The following is a 15,516-nucleotide window of genomic DNA, read 5'->3' as shown; positions in this document are numbered from 1 at the left end:
ACGTGTTACGTCTACTCTTACCTATGCTTGTTCCATCATTTACTGACCTGTAATACGTTTGTATTTGGCCAACAAATCATTTTCGGTTTCGACATGGTTTGGGTCATGAGGAATACAGTCAACAGGGCAAATCACCACGCATTGCGGCTCATCAAAATGACCCACACATTCGGTACACAAATCAGGGTTAATGACATAAATATCTTCCCCTTCTGAAATCGCCTCATTCGGGCAGGCAGGCTCGCAGACATCACAATTGATGCATTCATCAGTGATTAATAGCGCCATAAACTGCTCCTTTTTAATTTGCTCAAATCGTTTGTCATATAGTTGATGCTAAATACAGTCGGTACAAGAGAGGATAACGCGTGACTGGTATGAATTTTTCGTCACCTCTGTCTTAGCAGCACGCGAGGAAAATGTATACCAGTCGCACTGTCTCGATTTTAAAGTAAATCGACTATACCTACTTAGTAATCCAATTTAGTAATCCAATCTATCTAAGATTCAATTTTTCAATAAAGGCTTGCGAGACACAGGGTGGGACAAATTTATTCACATCACCGCCAAGCTTGGCAATTTCACGAATCATGGTCGATGAGATAAAGGAGTAATTTTGAGAGGGCGTCAAAAAAACGGCTTCAAAGTTTTCATCAAGCTCGCGGTTCATATTGGCCAGCTGAAACTCATACTCAAAATCTGACATGGCACGCAAACCCCGTAAGACGGCGGTGGCGTTTTTTTCGCGCATGAAATCGACAAGCAGTCCTTCAAAGCCAATCACCGACACCTGCGGCAAGTCCGTAAATACGGTTTTGACCAAAGATACCCGCTCCTCAAAATTAAACAGCGGTTTTTTATGATGACCTGAGGCGACAGCAATCACCACCTCATCGAACAGTTTGGTGGCGCGCGTGACCAAGTCCACATGACCGTTGGTAATGGGGTCAAAAGTACCCGGATACAAGATTTTGGTGTGTAGCTTTGATGAATTGGCAGAAGACGTAGGAATGCTCATAGCGTGACTAATAAGTTCGGTAATATTAGGGCATATGCTAGCAAATTTTGCTCAAACTTAATACTTATCTGCTACATTTGTCCTAACAGCTGACTTACCTTTTCATCAGCGGCTTTGCTACAATACTTGGTTCGACTCATCTGTCTTATCTATCAAACAAAAGACAAGCTTGATGATAGGATTAGCATGAGGAATTAGTAGGATTAGTTATATAAGAGCGCTGTATTTTTACCTGCTCTTATGGAGAAATTATGTCAAAAAAATCAAAAAAACCGGACAATCAGATTTGTGCCAATAAAAAGGCGCGTCATGAGTACTTTATTGAAGAGGCCTTTGAAGCTGGTCTGGCGCTACAAGGCTGGGAAGTAAAAGCGATTCGCGCGGGGAAAATGACCATCACGGAAGCTTATGTGATCTTTCGCAACAACGAAGCTTTCTTATTTGGTGCGCATATTCAGCCGTTGTTATCCAGCTCAACGCACGTCAGCCCTGACAGTATGCGTACCCGTAAACTGCTGCTCAATCGCCGTGAAATTGAAAAGTTATTTGGTGCGGTCAATCAAAAAGGCTATGCCTGCGTACCCTTGTCTTGCTACTGGAAAAACTCACTGGTGAAATGCCAAATTGGCTTAGCATTGGGTAAAAAACAGCACGACAAACGCAAAACTCTTAAAGACCGTGATTGGGAACGTGATAAGCAGCGCGGCTTTAAGCAGCATCTAGGGTAAAAGGTTATTGATTACAGTTCAAAAAATTAAACCCCGCTATAATCAACATATCTCAAAAGCGATACGGTACTGCTGATATTAATTTTTGCAGCCTCTGTCTGCGCAGGCACAGCAAGCAAGAAAATTGATATTAGCAGTACATAATATATTGATATCATTTTTCACCGAAAAATAACAAAAAGAACGATTCAACTTAATAGTGAATCGTTCTTTTTTATTTGGCAAATTTGTTTTATAGCTATTCTTTAATTAATAACCATATTTTAAACTGCTTCCACCATTTTTGTTAGTTGTATGTCTCTATGAGCTTGGCGGAACTGACGCACACCGTGGACAATCAAACAAGCAATGCCAAGCCAAATCAATCCATAACTATAAATCATGGCCGATTCAAAAGGATTGCCCAATATCGTTATAGCCAAAATAAACAGCAATGCCGGCTCTAAATAGCTCATCATGCCATAAACATTGACTGGTAGCATTTGGCTGGCATCAATGTTGGTTTTCATTGCCAACACACTAAGCAGTCCCAATCCTGCCAGCATCGCAATAAAAAAACCTGAACCTGTCACCAACGTCAAACTACTTGGCTCAAAGAAAAATAAATACGCCAAAGCAAAGGGAGCAAAAATGGTCAAATCAACCAACAATCCAGTGATCGCACCGATACCTTGCATACGGCGCAAGATATAATAAATAGGATACGTACCGCACACCCACAGCGTTGCCCAAGACACACTTTGTGTACGCACAATCTCACTGCCCACGCCCAATACCGCCAGTGCCACTGCCAGCCATTGTAGACGGCTCAACTTTTCGCCAAACAAAATACAGCCAAATATCACCATCATTAATGGGAATAAAAAATACCCCATCGCTGTTTGGACGCCTTGACCATTCACGGGTGCCCATACAAACAACCAAAGCTGACTGAGAAATATCGGCGTTGGTAACAGTAGCCAAGCCCATTGCTTTACGGTGCGTAATGCTTTTAGCTTATTGATGTGTAGACCAAAGCTGCCACTCACCCATAAATACCCAATCAACACCGCCCACATCGCAAGCATTCGCCAGATGAATACTTGCGTGCCTGATAACGGCGCTAGAAAGCTGCTATAAGCATAAAGTACGCCAAACAATACATTGGATAGCACGGCCAATATCACACCCATTATCAAGATACGTTGTTGAATGCTACCTGCTGTCCAAATGGTCGGCAAAGGCACACGCGAAACAGCGGTTGCTACTGTATTGGCAAATACATTCGATAGCATTGAGGTAGACATATAAACACCATAAATTTGAGTATAGTCATTTTCGCATAAAAGAGATGCGTTCAAAGCAGCGTCATTTTGGGATACATTTTTCTTGCTTGCTGTGTTCTTCATACTTCAGAGGCTTTGCAATATTTATCCCAGAAGTACTGTCTTCTTTTAGCAAAAATCAACCATAGAGGTAAAAAAGCTGACTGCTATTTTTATAGAGCAGCATCGGTTGTTAACGTCTATTGTACTGATGCTCTAGGATAAAATTTCTCTATCTATCATCATTAATGAGCAAAATTATTGTATTTTTGCTGATATCTGAATTATTTATCACTTTTTGATTTATAGTGACAACTTATAATGACATGAAACCGATAACAATACAGTACTGAGAGAAATAGGATGAGCGAAAATTTGGACGCGATCGACAAAGCGATTTTGAATTTGCTACAAGATGATGCGACGCTACCCTTAAAAACAGTGGCAGAACGGGTTCACGTGTCTATTGCCACAGCCCAACGCCGCATCCAATTACTGATCAGCAATGGTGTCATTACCAAGCAAGTCGCTATTGTCGATCCTAACAAGGTAGGCTACGGGCTGACGGCCGTTGTGATGATAGAGATGGCGCGCTCCAATAACTCTATGCAGCATCGGTTTGAGCGCTTGATGCATGCACAGTCGCAAGTCATGAGCTGCTATGAAGTGTCTGGTGATGCCGATTTTATGCTGATGGTAAACGCCAAAAACATGAACGACTACCATCAATTTACGCGCGGCCTACTAACCTATGAAAATAACGTGCGTCATTTTACCAGTCAGTTTGTGATGAATTTTACTAAGAGTGGTACAAAAATTTTGCTCGATTAAAAAGACGCCTGTGATCATCAAAGATAATCGCTCAATGTGGTCAATGATGAGTGGATAAACCTTAATCAAACAGAGTAAGATGTAAACGAAAGTTTGATCATAAATAAAACGACATACAATCGATTCACTGTAAAAACAAGACAGCGCGACTGAGATACATTTTTTGTAGCCTCTGTATTCGCAGCACTCAAGGAAAATGTGTCGCAGTCGCCTCTAGCCTGCAGTGTATCGATATTATGTCGAACGAGTTATAAATTCATCATCAATCAGCATCATTCACCAGATAGCATCGGTATCGATAAGGAAATCCTACTATGAGCCAGTACAAAGACCCTGCCTTTAATGAGCCGCAAAAAGCAGATAGCCACAAACATAAAAAGACGTTGCAAGTACAGTTGAATGTAAAAACAGTCGTTATAGGCGCAGCGCTCACTACATTACTCGCCAGCTCAGGCTGTGCCACCAGCTCATTGCTAGAGAGCAATAGCCGAGTTAGTACTCAAACGACAAAAACCATTTTGTCTGAAGATCAGATTGTGGCTTTTGGTCGCCCTGCTCAAGCCCTACCAAAAACGCCCAATGCAACCATGGTCATCGTTGGTGAAAAAAACAGCTATGTGTTGACCCAAGGCGGTACGGAGATGGTCAGCTTATTGAGCAATTTGACACCAAAGAACATTCAAGTTGATAACGACATGAGTTTTTATGTTCCCAATAATAATGGCTACTTTCAAGGAGAAATGAAGCTGTCTTACGCCAAATTAAAAGATGAGTTCAAGCGTTCAGATTATCAATTCTTTTTACAAAATAATGGCCGTGATTGTACCTCTGCCAGTGATCAACGTATTGATGCACAGCGCTTTTGTTTTAGCATTCCTGTCAAAGGGGCTATTTATCCGCAGGTCAGTAATTTAAGCATGATTCAGTCAAATTATCGCGCTTTGAGCAAACCTTATACGGTCAGCTTTTATACACAAATGCAGCAAGACCAAATCAACCGCAGTGGCACCAATGCTGCGCAGAAACTGATCTTACTGCCTTTTGCGCTTGCCTTTGACGTAGTGACTTTCCCCTTTCAATTGTTAGACAATTAACAGTATTTTTGTCCGATTCAGGGATTGTTTGAATGTGTGGCACGTTATGAATACGCTTTATACGTGATCGTAACGTGCACAATTAACATATCAAAACAGCTTTTCGACGACGGCTTTTGGATAGCTTTGTTTGGCCGTCTCAGCGGCTCGAAACAAAATGTCATCTGCTTCGACGGGGCCTGCAATGTCACACAGACACACATAGACAAGCTGCACCACATTATTCAACAAGTATTCATCATCAGGCACAAGTGGGCGACTACCCTCTAAAAACTGACTCATATTGATAACATGCCCCTTAAAGGTGCGTTCTTGCGAGACAGCTTGGTGCACATCTTGAAACAGACTGCGACTTTCTGATGCGGTCAATTGCTTGCTCAGCGTTTCCATCACGGTATAAAACACCTCCACCACTTCAGACGTAGGTATTTTTTCAGTTACGTCCTTGCTATGGCTGTCCGCTGTTTGCAGATTGTCTGCCTGCATCGTATCCCAAAAACCTTTACGAATATCAGACTTGTACACTTGTAACTCAGGATAGCGCCTCGTCGCGTCCAATACGCATTGCTGCATCATTTTTACAGAGACTGTCGAATACTGTTGCCACTGACGAGTGAGCAGACGCACTTCTTCAGGGTTCAGGTATTCTGCCAATACATCTGCCATCGCGGACACGGTTTGGTCTACTGATTGAGTATCCATATTCATCCGTTTGCTCCTATAAATGCCGCTCGGTTAGATTTTTGGTATCAAACATTTGCTTTTGAAATTCAGGATAACCCAGCTCAGCATGCTCAGTATAATCAAGGCCGCGCTGCTCATGTAAACGGCTTGCCTTTAGTCCAAAGCTTAAATCAATCAGCTTATACATCACGAGACCCAATCCCAATCCCCAAGCGAGCGCCACACCAACGCCCAACGCTTGTACGCCCAATCGTGATAGGTTGAATAAATCTCCTGTATAAAACAATCCCGCCGCCAACGTTCCCCATGCACCGCCAAAGCCATGCACGGCAACCGCCGAAACCACATCATCTATTTTGAGCTTCAATAGGGCTTGCGTTGATAAGACATAGACGACGGAGGCCACCGCCCCAATGATAATGGCAAAGATAGGCGAGGTTGTGGCACAGCCTGCGGTAATCGACACCAAACCAATCAAGCTTGCGTTGACACTGTCACTGAGCAAAATCGCTTTATTGAGCGTTCTTGATATCAACATATAACTTACGACCGCGCTCACTGCCGCGATGAAGGTATTGACTGCGATCAGACCAATATTGCCTGTGATAGACAACGTCGAGCCCGCATTAAACCCAAACCAACCAAACCATAAGATAAAACCGCCAAGCGCCAACAAAGTCATGTTGTGGCCTGCAATCAATCTGGGCGATCCATCCGGTGCGAAGCGGCCAAGCCTTGGGCCAATGATCAAGATACCCGCCAATGCTAGCCAGCCACCGACAGAGTGCACCACGGTAGATCCAGCAAAATCAATAAACCCAAGCTCAGCCAACCAACCTGACCCGCCAAAATAGCCGCCCCATACCCAACTGGCAAATACTGGATAAATAAATAAGCAGATAAGACACGCAGCGACCGCATAACCAATAAACGATACTCGCTCTGCCATCGCGCCACTCGCAATCGTCACCGCTGTCGCTGCAAACATCATCTGAAAAAACATTACCGCCCAGTCCATATTGGACAAATCGACTGGCATGAAATGATCAGTACCAACAAACCCTGAATGATTGTTGCCCATCATTAATCCAAAACCCACCAAATAAAATGCTAGCCCACCGATACACATATCGGTGTAGTTTTTCATCATGACGTTGACCGCATTCTTTGCGCGTACTGATCCGCTCTCAAGCAAGGCAAAACCTGCCTGCATGAAGAACACCAATACCCCGCCCCAAATAATCCAAGCAATGTTTTGGTACTCAAGCAGCTGTGCCACTGTCAAGGTCTCTGTTGCCGCAGCATGGGCACGACTTATCGTTCCCAACAGCAGTACACTGAACAGTGGCAAAAGGCGCGACCATGATTTTGGTAAAATCTTGGCTTTATTTAGCCCAACAGGATTTAGTGCAACAGCATCTAGCCCAGCAAATGATGGTTTCATCTTCTCTCCAAACATTTATCTATCCCAAAAAATTTTATTGATGCACTGTTTTTATGCATGAATGCACACCAATAAGCCCTACTATTGCTGGAGCAAAACCTATGCCAAATCCTATTTGCTTATATTCAAAAATACGCTTGCTTTTATGAAAACAGACAGTTGTTAGTCAATTTACTAACCTGACTTTATTATTACGTGCATTGGCTAATAACTTGCTTTATGTATGCAGTTTCTCTCACGCTATCAATAACTTATCCCTACCTGAGTCGAATTCATGTTAAAATGAGCGTTTTTAAATTAGCCATCCATTCCAGCATTAACATATTCGTTAATAGCGGCTATATTTTTAGTACATTTTTTCTAATCAACAGGTCCGCCCATGTCTGCCGATACCATTGCCCGCACCGCCTTTAAACAAGGCACCAAACCACTTTATGATTACGACAAACATTGGGCGAGCTGCTACGAGCCTGCGCCTTATCTGCCCATGAGCCGAAAAGAGATGGACGATTTGGGCTGGGATGCCTGTGATGTCATTATCATCTCAGGGGACGCTTATGTTGATCATCCAAGCTTCGGTATGGCGATCATCGGTCGCCTGCTAGAATCGCAAGGCTTTCGCGTTGGCATCATTGCTCAGCCCGATTGGAAAAGTAAAGACGCCTTTATGGAACTTGGCAAACCTGTCTATGCTTATGGCGTGACCGCAGGCAACATGGACAGCATGATCAACCGCTATACCGCTGATCGCAAGATTCGTAGCGATGACGCGTACTCTCCAGGTAATGTGGCCAACAAACGCCCTGATCGTGCGGCGATCGTCTATAGTCAACGCTGCCGTGAAGCCTATCCTGATGTGCCGATCATTTTAGGCGGCATTGAGGGCAGTTTGCGCCGTATCGCGCATTATGATTATTGGTCGGATAAAGTCCGCCGCAGTATTTTGATGGATGCGCGTGCCGATGTTTTGCTTTATGGTAATGCTGAGCGTGCCATCGTCGATGTGGTGCACGGTCTCTCAAAAGGGTATAGCTTTGAGCAAATGAGTAAGTTGCGTGGTACGTCTTATCTATTGACCCCAACGCGTCGTCATTGGCAAGCAGGCATGACCGAAGTTGCCAGTAACGATGTCGATACTGTTGGCCGTGTTGATCCGATTATCAACCCGTATGTGATGACCGAAGACGTTGATAGCTGTTCAATTGAGCAAAACAAGCCATCTGACTCTCCTGTTGGACAAGCGATGCCGTCGTCCATGTCCTCGCAATATCAGGGCTTTGTCGCAGAACCTGTCAGCAATAAGATTATCAACGCTGAGCAAGTAGACGAAGAGACACAAGTGGTGCAACTGCGCGGTTTTGATAAGCCTATGACGGCGCGTAAGCATAAGCTCAAAATGCCACCACGCGAGCAAACGGTCATTCGCCTGCCTGATTATGAGCATGTCAAATCTGACCCTGTTCTCTATGCGCATGCCAACCGCATCCTACATCTTGAGACCAATCCGGGTAACGCGCGTGCGCTGGTGCAGCGTCATAGCAGCGGCGCAGGTAACTCTCACACCTCTATCGATGTCTGGCTCAATCCGCCGCCGATTCCGCTCTCAACCGAAGAGATGGATTACGTGTTTGATTTGCCATATGCGCGCTTGCCGCACCCAAGCTATGGCGATGCACGCATCCCTGCTTATGACATGATTAAGTTCTCGGTCAATATCATGCGCGGCTGTTTCGGTGGTTGTACCTTCTGCTCGATCACTGAGCACGAAGGGCGTATTATTCAGAATCGCTCAGAAGAATCGATCTTGCGCGAAGTAGAAGCCATTCGCGATACCGCACCTAACTATACTGGCGTGATATCTGACCTTGGCGGGCCAACAGCCAATATGTATCGTCTGAGCTGTAAAGACGAGACCATTGAAAAGAACTGCCGTAAGCCTTCTTGCGTCTATCCTGATGTCTGCGAAAACTTGCTGACCGATCACAGTAATTTGACTAAGCTATATCGCAAAGCACGTGATATCAAAGGCGTGAAAAAAATCCTTATCGCATCTGGTCTGCGTTATGACTTGGCGGTTAAAGACCCTGAGTATGTCAAAGAGCTGGTCAGTCATCACGTTGGCGGCTATCTCAAGATTGCGCCTGAGCATTCTGAAGAAGGCGTGCTGTCAAAAATGATGAAGCCGGGCATGGGCAGTTATGACCAATTTAAAGCCATGTTTGAGCAGTACAGCCAAGAAGCTGGCAAAGAACAATATCTGATTCCTTACTTCATCGCCGCCCATCCGGGCACCCGTGATGAAGACATGATGAACCTTGCCCTTTGGCTAAAAAGTCATGGCTACCGCGCTGACCAAGTACAGGCGTTTTATCCCAGTCCAATGGCGACAGCGACTACCATGTACCACACCCACAAAGACCCATTACGTAAAATCAGTCGTGATGAAGGCGACATGGATATCGTCAAGTCTGGCAAACAACGCAAATTGCACAAAGCGTTCTTGCGTTATCATGATCCAAAAAACTGGGTAATGCTGCGTAAGGCATTGCAAGACATGGGTCGTAGTGATTTGATTGGTAAAAACCGTGGCTGCTTGATTCCGCCATTCAATGCAAGCTTAGAAGGTCGCGATGCGGCGCAAGACAGCTACCAGTCTGCGCGCAAAAAGAACAGTCGTCTTGGCAATGACTCAGTGAAGCGTAGTCATACTTCTTCAAACAACCCAAATGCTGGCAAAAACACTACCAGCAAGAACACCAAAAAACGGGTGAGTAAAGGCAACTTCCAAACCCAGCATACGGGTTTACCACCACGCAAAACCAAATAGTTCAATTGGCTTTATAAAAAGCGCGTATCGACCATAAAGTTGATACGCGCTTTTTTATGCCAGTAAATTTTTCTTCTAAAGATTGATAACTCACCTGTGGCGTTATTCCAAATTTATCCGAAAGAAGTGTTACATTAGTCAATGATCGAGTAACGAAGCAAACATGTAACAAACAATTTCTAACATTCTCCAAGAACGCTTTTGGTTACCATAAGCGCTATATGCTTAACGCATTGTTAAATAGAAATGTACGATAATTCTGATATTTTTGGAGAACCCGATGAATACTTTAACTAAAATTGTAACTGCCTTACCTGCCCTTGCCTTACTAAGTGCATGTGCCACCACGGCTCCAACGACGCCGAATGCATCAGACACACCTGTGAAAGACAGCATGCCGGATGCCGCTTACGACCGTATGGCAGCAGCCCCTTATACCTGTACTGATAACAGCAAAATCATGGCAAAACAGTCTATTAATAAAAACCAAGCCATGGTCAATGCCACCTTGCCAAAAGTAAAATGGACAGAGCAAAAGATCGTCTTAAACGGCGGTGTACAAGGCGATACAGCAAGCTATGTGAATGACTCAAACCCAGAAGCAACCTATGCATGGCACATGAAAGGCGACAAAGGCATCTTCGCTATTAAATGGGCTAACGGCAAAGAGTATCAAGTAAACTGCCAAATCTAATAATATAGAATATTTGAAAATTGGCTTTTAAAAAGCAGTCACCAAAAACAGTCATCATTGGATGGCTGTTTTTTTATACGCGTTTGTTAAGGTCATCATGACAAAAATCATGATAGGACATCCGCAGCCTCATAAATAGTTTCATTAAAGTGAATCGTTTGGCGCTTTTATCTAGAGAAGCGCTGGGAAACCTGTCAAAATAGCGATTATAGACCCCACCACTACTGTGGTTGTCATCAATAATAAAGAGGATACGTCGATGGCTAAGCGCCTCACAAGTATGATCATCATCGCAGCGGCCAGTATGTGGATGCTGACAGGCTGCGACCAAGGTGCTGAAACCGCCAGTCAATCCTCCGAGGCCTCAGGAACCACCGCAGAGACGTCAGCGTCTACTGCCCATACTATCGATTGGTCGCTAATCGCCAGTGGCGAAACGCCTGCCAATCTCGCAAGCTATCAGTATCCGTTTGCGCTCGATAGCCAAAACGTTCTTGATTATGCCGATTACTTCAATGTAGATGCAGGTACCGCTCAGCATAATCTGACCATCAGTATGGCAAGCAATGAGGCACTGTCTAAAGTGTTGGATCAGTTGAGTGAACAGTATGTCTCACATGAGCTGACCGATGATGACGAGATGAAGCTGATCATTCATACCACGCCCGATGTCGCTGCCAGTAGCTATGATTATGTATTGTCAGACAAATTCGCTAAAGGGCTGGTATTACCGATCGAAATCAAACCTGACGGCAAGAAAGGTGATGTGAAGGCGCATGGAGAGGTGGCGGAGTAAAACTGAGTATACTCAACTCTTTTATGAAAATGAGATAAAAAATGATATTTGGAAATCCAGGAATTACGTGTGATGGCACATATAGCAATTTTGCTATTGTCATTGAGCATCTAACAGCTGACTTTTATAGTCTTAATCTATGTATCGATATACAGATGATTCCACCACATCTAGCTTACAACATGAAAAGCATGTTTGCAGCTCCTCTTACTGATAGAGATATTTTTGAGATCCAGTCACCTGCATTATTTCATCTAAGTGATAAAGAATTGATGATTGCCTTAGCAAAACAATACTTTTCTGAGTGGAAAGTGGAAGAGCGAATAAGATTAGGTCTTCAACCGATGTTGTACACACCAGCTAAGATCGAAGAATACGAAGAGAGCGTATACGATGATAGCTATTTTGATTTTGAAAATTTTGTTGATTATCTCTGGGATATAGAGCCCCATGAATATGGAGACAAGGGGTGGTATCCGTTTATTATAAATCATAAAAACGAAACCAAACTGGTCATCCTTCACATAAGTCGCAATCCTAAAAATTTAGACGATTATCCTGAAGATTTAAAAGAGTATGAAAGGTTTTTCAATGCCGATAAGTCACCTAAACAACCCAAATATTTTGATGAACACTATTGGTCAGTAAAAGTAATAAAGATGAAGACAGCAGAAATGCTTTCGGTCGTAGATGAAGCCTATGATTATTTATTTAGTACAGTTAAAACTTCTGGTTTGGATTAGACACTTACAAATATACAATTAAGAGTAGCTTTGATAATATTTTAATGAGATCCAATGAGGCGAGAAAAATGCCTCTAATATTTTTTATGTTGACTTTATTTATTACAATAGGAATACATATGGAAAGTAATAATGAGAAAATAGCTCTTATATCTGAGTTTAAGGAAGAATCTTTAGAGTTATTAGATATTAGATTCCTACCTCCTAAAATATTAGTTCCTAGAGATTTAGATAACTATAAGTTTCTTTCACGAGATGTAGAAGAAGTAAATATTAAAGATTCAAAAATACAATTTTTGACTCCAAGTATGGTTGCCATGCAGGTTAATATCGCTAACGAATCAATTAGGAATATTAAAAAACTGAAAGATAGAATAAAGATAATACCTTCCGAACAGAAAAAAGAAGATAGAGATCATGGTGAAAAAATTATAGGTCACACTTTGGAAGTATATGAATTTATCGAGCAAGCTCAAAAATCTATTATATTCAGCTTTACTGCTTTAGAGACTTTTATAAACTTATCTATACCAAAAGATTTTGTTTGGGAAAAAATCACTACAAGAAAAAAAGAGATTTATAATAAAGAACAAATTGAAAGATATATTTCATGGAAAGAAAAAATAAATCTAGTTGTTAATGACATATATAAAATGCCAGAAATCAAGCAAACAAAATTTTGGTCGAGCCTGATGGAGCTACTAGAAATAAGAAACAGGTTGATTCATATCAAAAGCTCAGACGATACTGAGGTTTTGAGTGATATTTTAAATAAAGATATAATTAGAATATGTTTTTCCTGTCAAGAATATATAAACTATATATCTGAAAATGTCACTGAGAATGAACATATAAAAACTTTAGATATTGAAAAATTTCCTATTATTTCAGATAGTAGAAAAGTTCGTTTAATTCAGAAGGCAGGCGATGTACGGCCTGTCTATATTCCAGAAGATTTTAGGTAATAGACTTAAAAAAGGTAGTTACAGTTATTAATATCTATAACTACCTCAAAAGAAACACCTTTAAAACCCATATTTTTATATTATAACTAAGATTCTTTCTTTAAACCCTACTCCGCAACCATCGCCAAAAACTCATCTTCACCCACCACTTTGACACCCAGCTTTTCCGCTTTTGCCATTTTCGAACCAGCCTTCTCCCCTGCCAGCAGTGCCGTGGTTTTTGCGGATATGCTGCCCGAGACTTTTGCGCCCAGCGCTTGCAGTTTGGCCTTGGCTTCATCACGTGCCATGCTACTAAGCGCACCTGTGATGACCCACGTTTGCCCATCGAATGGCAAACCCGTCGTCGCCTTTTGCTCGACCTTATCCCAATGCACACCTGCTTCTCGTAAGGCGGTGATGACTTCGATATTGTGCGGCGCGCGGAAGAATTTATACGTCAGCTCAGCGGTGATTTCGCCCACATCGGGGGTTTTTACTAAAGTTTCAATATCGGCGGCCATCAGGCTATCTAAGTCCCCAAATTGCTGAGCAAAGTTCTGTGCGGTGCCTTCACCAACGCCGCGAATGCCAAGCGCATAGATAAAGCGAGCCAGTGTCGTATGCTTGCTGGCTTCGATGGCATTGATGATGTTTTGAACCGATTTTTCACCCAGTTTTTCAAAGGTGACCATCTCATCCTGATGCTCATGGAGCTCATAAATATCAGCGACCGTCTTGACCAAGCCATGCTCAAAAAAGCTAATGAGCCAGCTTGCGCCCAAGCCATCGATATCCATCGCTCGCCGCGAGACAAAGTGAATCAGCGCCTCGGTCTGCTGCGCGGGACAAAACAGACCGCCGGTACAACGTGCCAGCGCTTCGTCTTCAGGCAAGACGACAGGCGAGTCGCAGACCGGACAAGTCGATGGCAAAGTGACAGGTTCGGAGTTTTCTGGGCGCTGATCGATCCAAACGCGGGTGACTTTGGGGATGACGTCGCCTGCACGGTGGACGCTGACCATATCGCCTGCGCGTACGTCAAGGCGCTGAATCTCACCAAAATTATGCAAGGTGACATTGCTGACGGTGACGCCGCCGACTTTGACAGGCTCGAGCTTACCGACGGGGGTGATTTGTCCTGTCCGTCCAACTTGCCATTCGATGGCATGCAAGCGTGTCATCACCGTTTCGGCAGGGAATTTATAAGCCGTTGCCCAGCGCGGCTCACGCGATAAAAACCCAAGTTGCTGCTGTAATGCAAGGCTGTTAACCTTGATCACCATGCCATCGATCTCAAACGGCAAATCACTACGCCCTTCTATCACCGACTCATAATAGGCTTGCGCTTCTCTTGGATTTTTTATTACCTCCACCGCACTGACGCTAAAGCCAAGGGTTTTTAGCCATGCAAGCGCGTCTGATTGGGTCTCGATATTTTCAGGCAAGCCTTGATTGACCGAATACACATAAAACGCCAATGGACGACTGGCTGCTACGCTTGAGTCTAGCTGACGTAAGCTTCCAGCGGCCGCATTGCGTGGATTGGCAAAGGTTTTGCCTTCGCTCTCTTCGGCAAGTCGATTGAGACGCTCAAAGCCTGCCTTTGGCATCAGCACTTCACCGCGTACTTCTAACAATTCAATGTCGGCAGCATCAGCCAACCAAAGCGGCAGATTGCGAATGGTCTTGGCATTTTGGGTGATGTCTTCACCCGTTTGCCCATCACCGCGCGTGACCGCTTGGACAAACTTGCCGTGTTCATATTTCAATGAGACTGCCAGACCATCTAGCTTTAGCTCCATCTCATACTCAGGGTTTTGCTGTGAGACGCTAAGACGGTCGTTGACGCGGCGCATGAAATCGCGCAAATCATCGTATTCAAAGACGTTGCCCAGCGATAGCATCGGAATATCATGCGTCACTTGAGTAAAGGCGGATAAAGGTACATCGCCAACTTGATTGATCGGACTGTCAGGTTGCACCAAATCTGGATACTCTTCTTCTAATTCGAGCAACGTGCGGCGCACTTGATCGTATTCGCTGTCTTCTAAGGTAGGATTGTCGAGCACGTAATACGCGTAATTATTCGTCATAATAGTCTCGATCAGCGTGCGCATCCGCGAGACAATTTCTGTGCTATTAACCACACTGCCATCGGTCGAACTGGCTATATCAGATGTTGCAGGTGCTTTTCTTTCCACTTGAGCAGATAGGTTTTTAGAATTATTTGGTAAGGTAGAGTCGGTCATAGTCGGCGTCTTTTTTGCGATTCAAGATGTCGATATGATAACAAGTTTGCAGGATGCTCGGATAATATTTTAAAGAAATGAAAACCCATTAAAAAAGGCAAATAACGTCAGTCGCTATTTGCCTTTTTAAAACTTATAACCACTTTTAGATGCTGGT

Annotated in this window: 14 protein-coding genes; 8 read left to right on the top strand and 6 right to left on the bottom strand. The window is 43.6% G+C overall.

Features of this window, described 5'->3' with window-relative positions:
• Positions 1-39: 39 nt before the first annotated feature.
• Both A3K91_RS02095 and coaD read right to left on the bottom strand, forming a co-directional pair.
• The gene (locus A3K91_RS02095) at positions 40-288 is read right to left on the bottom strand and encodes a YfhL family 4Fe-4S dicluster ferredoxin (protein WP_062843803.1); all 249 of its coding nucleotides are present in this window, start codon (positions 286-288) and stop codon (positions 40-42) included.
• A gap of 208 nt (positions 289-496) precedes the next feature.
• Positions 497-1,018, bottom strand: a complete 522-nt coding sequence (gene coaD / locus A3K91_RS02090) for a pantetheine-phosphate adenylyltransferase (protein ID WP_062843802.1) — start codon at positions 1,016-1,018, stop codon at positions 497-499.
• Between the two features lie 251 nt (positions 1,019-1,269).
• Between coaD and smpB the strand changes: the two genes are divergently transcribed.
• Positions 1,270-1,746, top strand: coding sequence for an SsrA-binding protein SmpB (gene smpB, locus A3K91_RS02085; protein ID WP_062843801.1), 477 nt, complete (start codon positions 1,270-1,272; stop codon positions 1,744-1,746).
• A gap of 263 nt (positions 1,747-2,009) precedes the next feature.
• Here smpB and rarD read toward each other — a convergent pair whose 3' ends face one another.
• Complete coding sequence (rarD, locus tag A3K91_RS02080) at positions 2,010-3,032, bottom strand: EamA family transporter RarD (RefSeq protein ID WP_062845815.1); 1,023 nt, start codon at positions 3,030-3,032, stop codon at positions 2,010-2,012.
• A 381-nt stretch (positions 3,033-3,413) separates the two neighbouring features.
• Here rarD and A3K91_RS02075 point away from each other — a divergent pair, with 381 nt between their 5' ends.
• Positions 3,414-3,881, top strand: coding sequence for an Lrp/AsnC family transcriptional regulator (locus A3K91_RS02075; protein WP_062843800.1), 468 nt, complete (start codon positions 3,414-3,416; stop codon positions 3,879-3,881).
• A 314-nt stretch (positions 3,882-4,195) separates the two neighbouring features.
• Positions 4,196-4,975 carry a YidX family protein gene (locus A3K91_RS02070; protein WP_228139889.1) on the top strand — a complete coding sequence of 260 codons (780 nt, stop codon included), beginning with the start codon at positions 4,196-4,198 and terminating at the stop codon, positions 4,973-4,975.
• A 90-nt stretch (positions 4,976-5,065) separates the two neighbouring features.
• Here the strand turns inward: A3K91_RS02070 and A3K91_RS02065 are convergent, their stop codons facing one another.
• Together A3K91_RS02065 and A3K91_RS02060 are read right to left on the bottom strand one after the other, a co-directional pair.
• Entirely contained in the window at positions 5,066-5,683 is a 618-nt protein-coding gene (locus A3K91_RS02065; RefSeq protein WP_062843799.1) for a hypothetical protein, read from the bottom strand.
• A gap of 10 nt (positions 5,684-5,693) precedes the next feature.
• Entirely contained in the window at positions 5,694-7,103 is a 1,410-nt protein-coding gene (locus A3K91_RS02060) for an ammonium transporter (protein ID WP_228139888.1), read from the bottom strand.
• Between the two features lie 379 nt (positions 7,104-7,482).
• Between A3K91_RS02060 and A3K91_RS02055 the strand changes: the two genes are divergently transcribed.
• The 5 genes from A3K91_RS02055 (at position 7,483) to A3K91_RS02035 (ending at position 13,128) form a co-directional block, all read left to right on the top strand.
• Positions 7,483-9,930 carry a YgiQ family radical SAM protein gene (locus tag A3K91_RS02055; protein WP_062843798.1) on the top strand — a complete coding sequence of 816 codons (2,448 nt, stop codon included), beginning with the start codon at positions 7,483-7,485 and terminating at the stop codon, positions 9,928-9,930.
• A gap of 280 nt (positions 9,931-10,210) precedes the next feature.
• Positions 10,211-10,624: a hypothetical protein gene (locus tag A3K91_RS02050; protein WP_062843797.1), complete on the top strand. Its 414-nt coding sequence runs from the start codon at positions 10,211-10,213 to the stop codon at positions 10,622-10,624.
• Positions 10,625-10,883: 259 nt separating this feature from the next.
• Positions 10,884-11,420, top strand: coding sequence for a lipase chaperone (locus tag A3K91_RS02045; protein WP_062843796.1), 537 nt, complete (start codon positions 10,884-10,886; stop codon positions 11,418-11,420).
• Positions 11,421-11,461: 41 nt separating this feature from the next.
• A complete protein-coding gene (locus A3K91_RS02040; protein WP_062843795.1) occupies positions 11,462-12,163 on the top strand; it encodes a hypothetical protein in 702 nt (233 codons plus the stop codon).
• Between the two features lie 119 nt (positions 12,164-12,282).
• Positions 12,283-13,128, top strand: a complete 846-nt coding sequence (locus A3K91_RS02035) for a hypothetical protein (protein ID WP_136139166.1) — start codon at positions 12,283-12,285, stop codon at positions 13,126-13,128.
• A gap of 107 nt (positions 13,129-13,235) precedes the next feature.
• Here A3K91_RS02035 and ligA read toward each other — a convergent pair whose 3' ends face one another.
• Positions 13,236-15,359 carry an NAD-dependent DNA ligase LigA gene (ligA, locus tag A3K91_RS02030; RefSeq protein WP_062843793.1) on the bottom strand — a complete coding sequence of 708 codons (2,124 nt, stop codon included), beginning with the start codon at positions 15,357-15,359 and terminating at the stop codon, positions 13,236-13,238.
• Between the last annotated feature and the right edge of the window lie 157 nt (positions 15,360-15,516).

The organism is Psychrobacter alimentarius (assembly GCF_001606025.1).
In the GTDB taxonomy this organism is placed as follows: domain Bacteria; phylum Pseudomonadota; class Gammaproteobacteria; order Pseudomonadales; family Moraxellaceae; genus Psychrobacter; species Psychrobacter alimentarius.
Note: the sequence above shows the minus strand (reverse complement) of the source record. Positions and strands in the feature narration are given on the sequence as shown.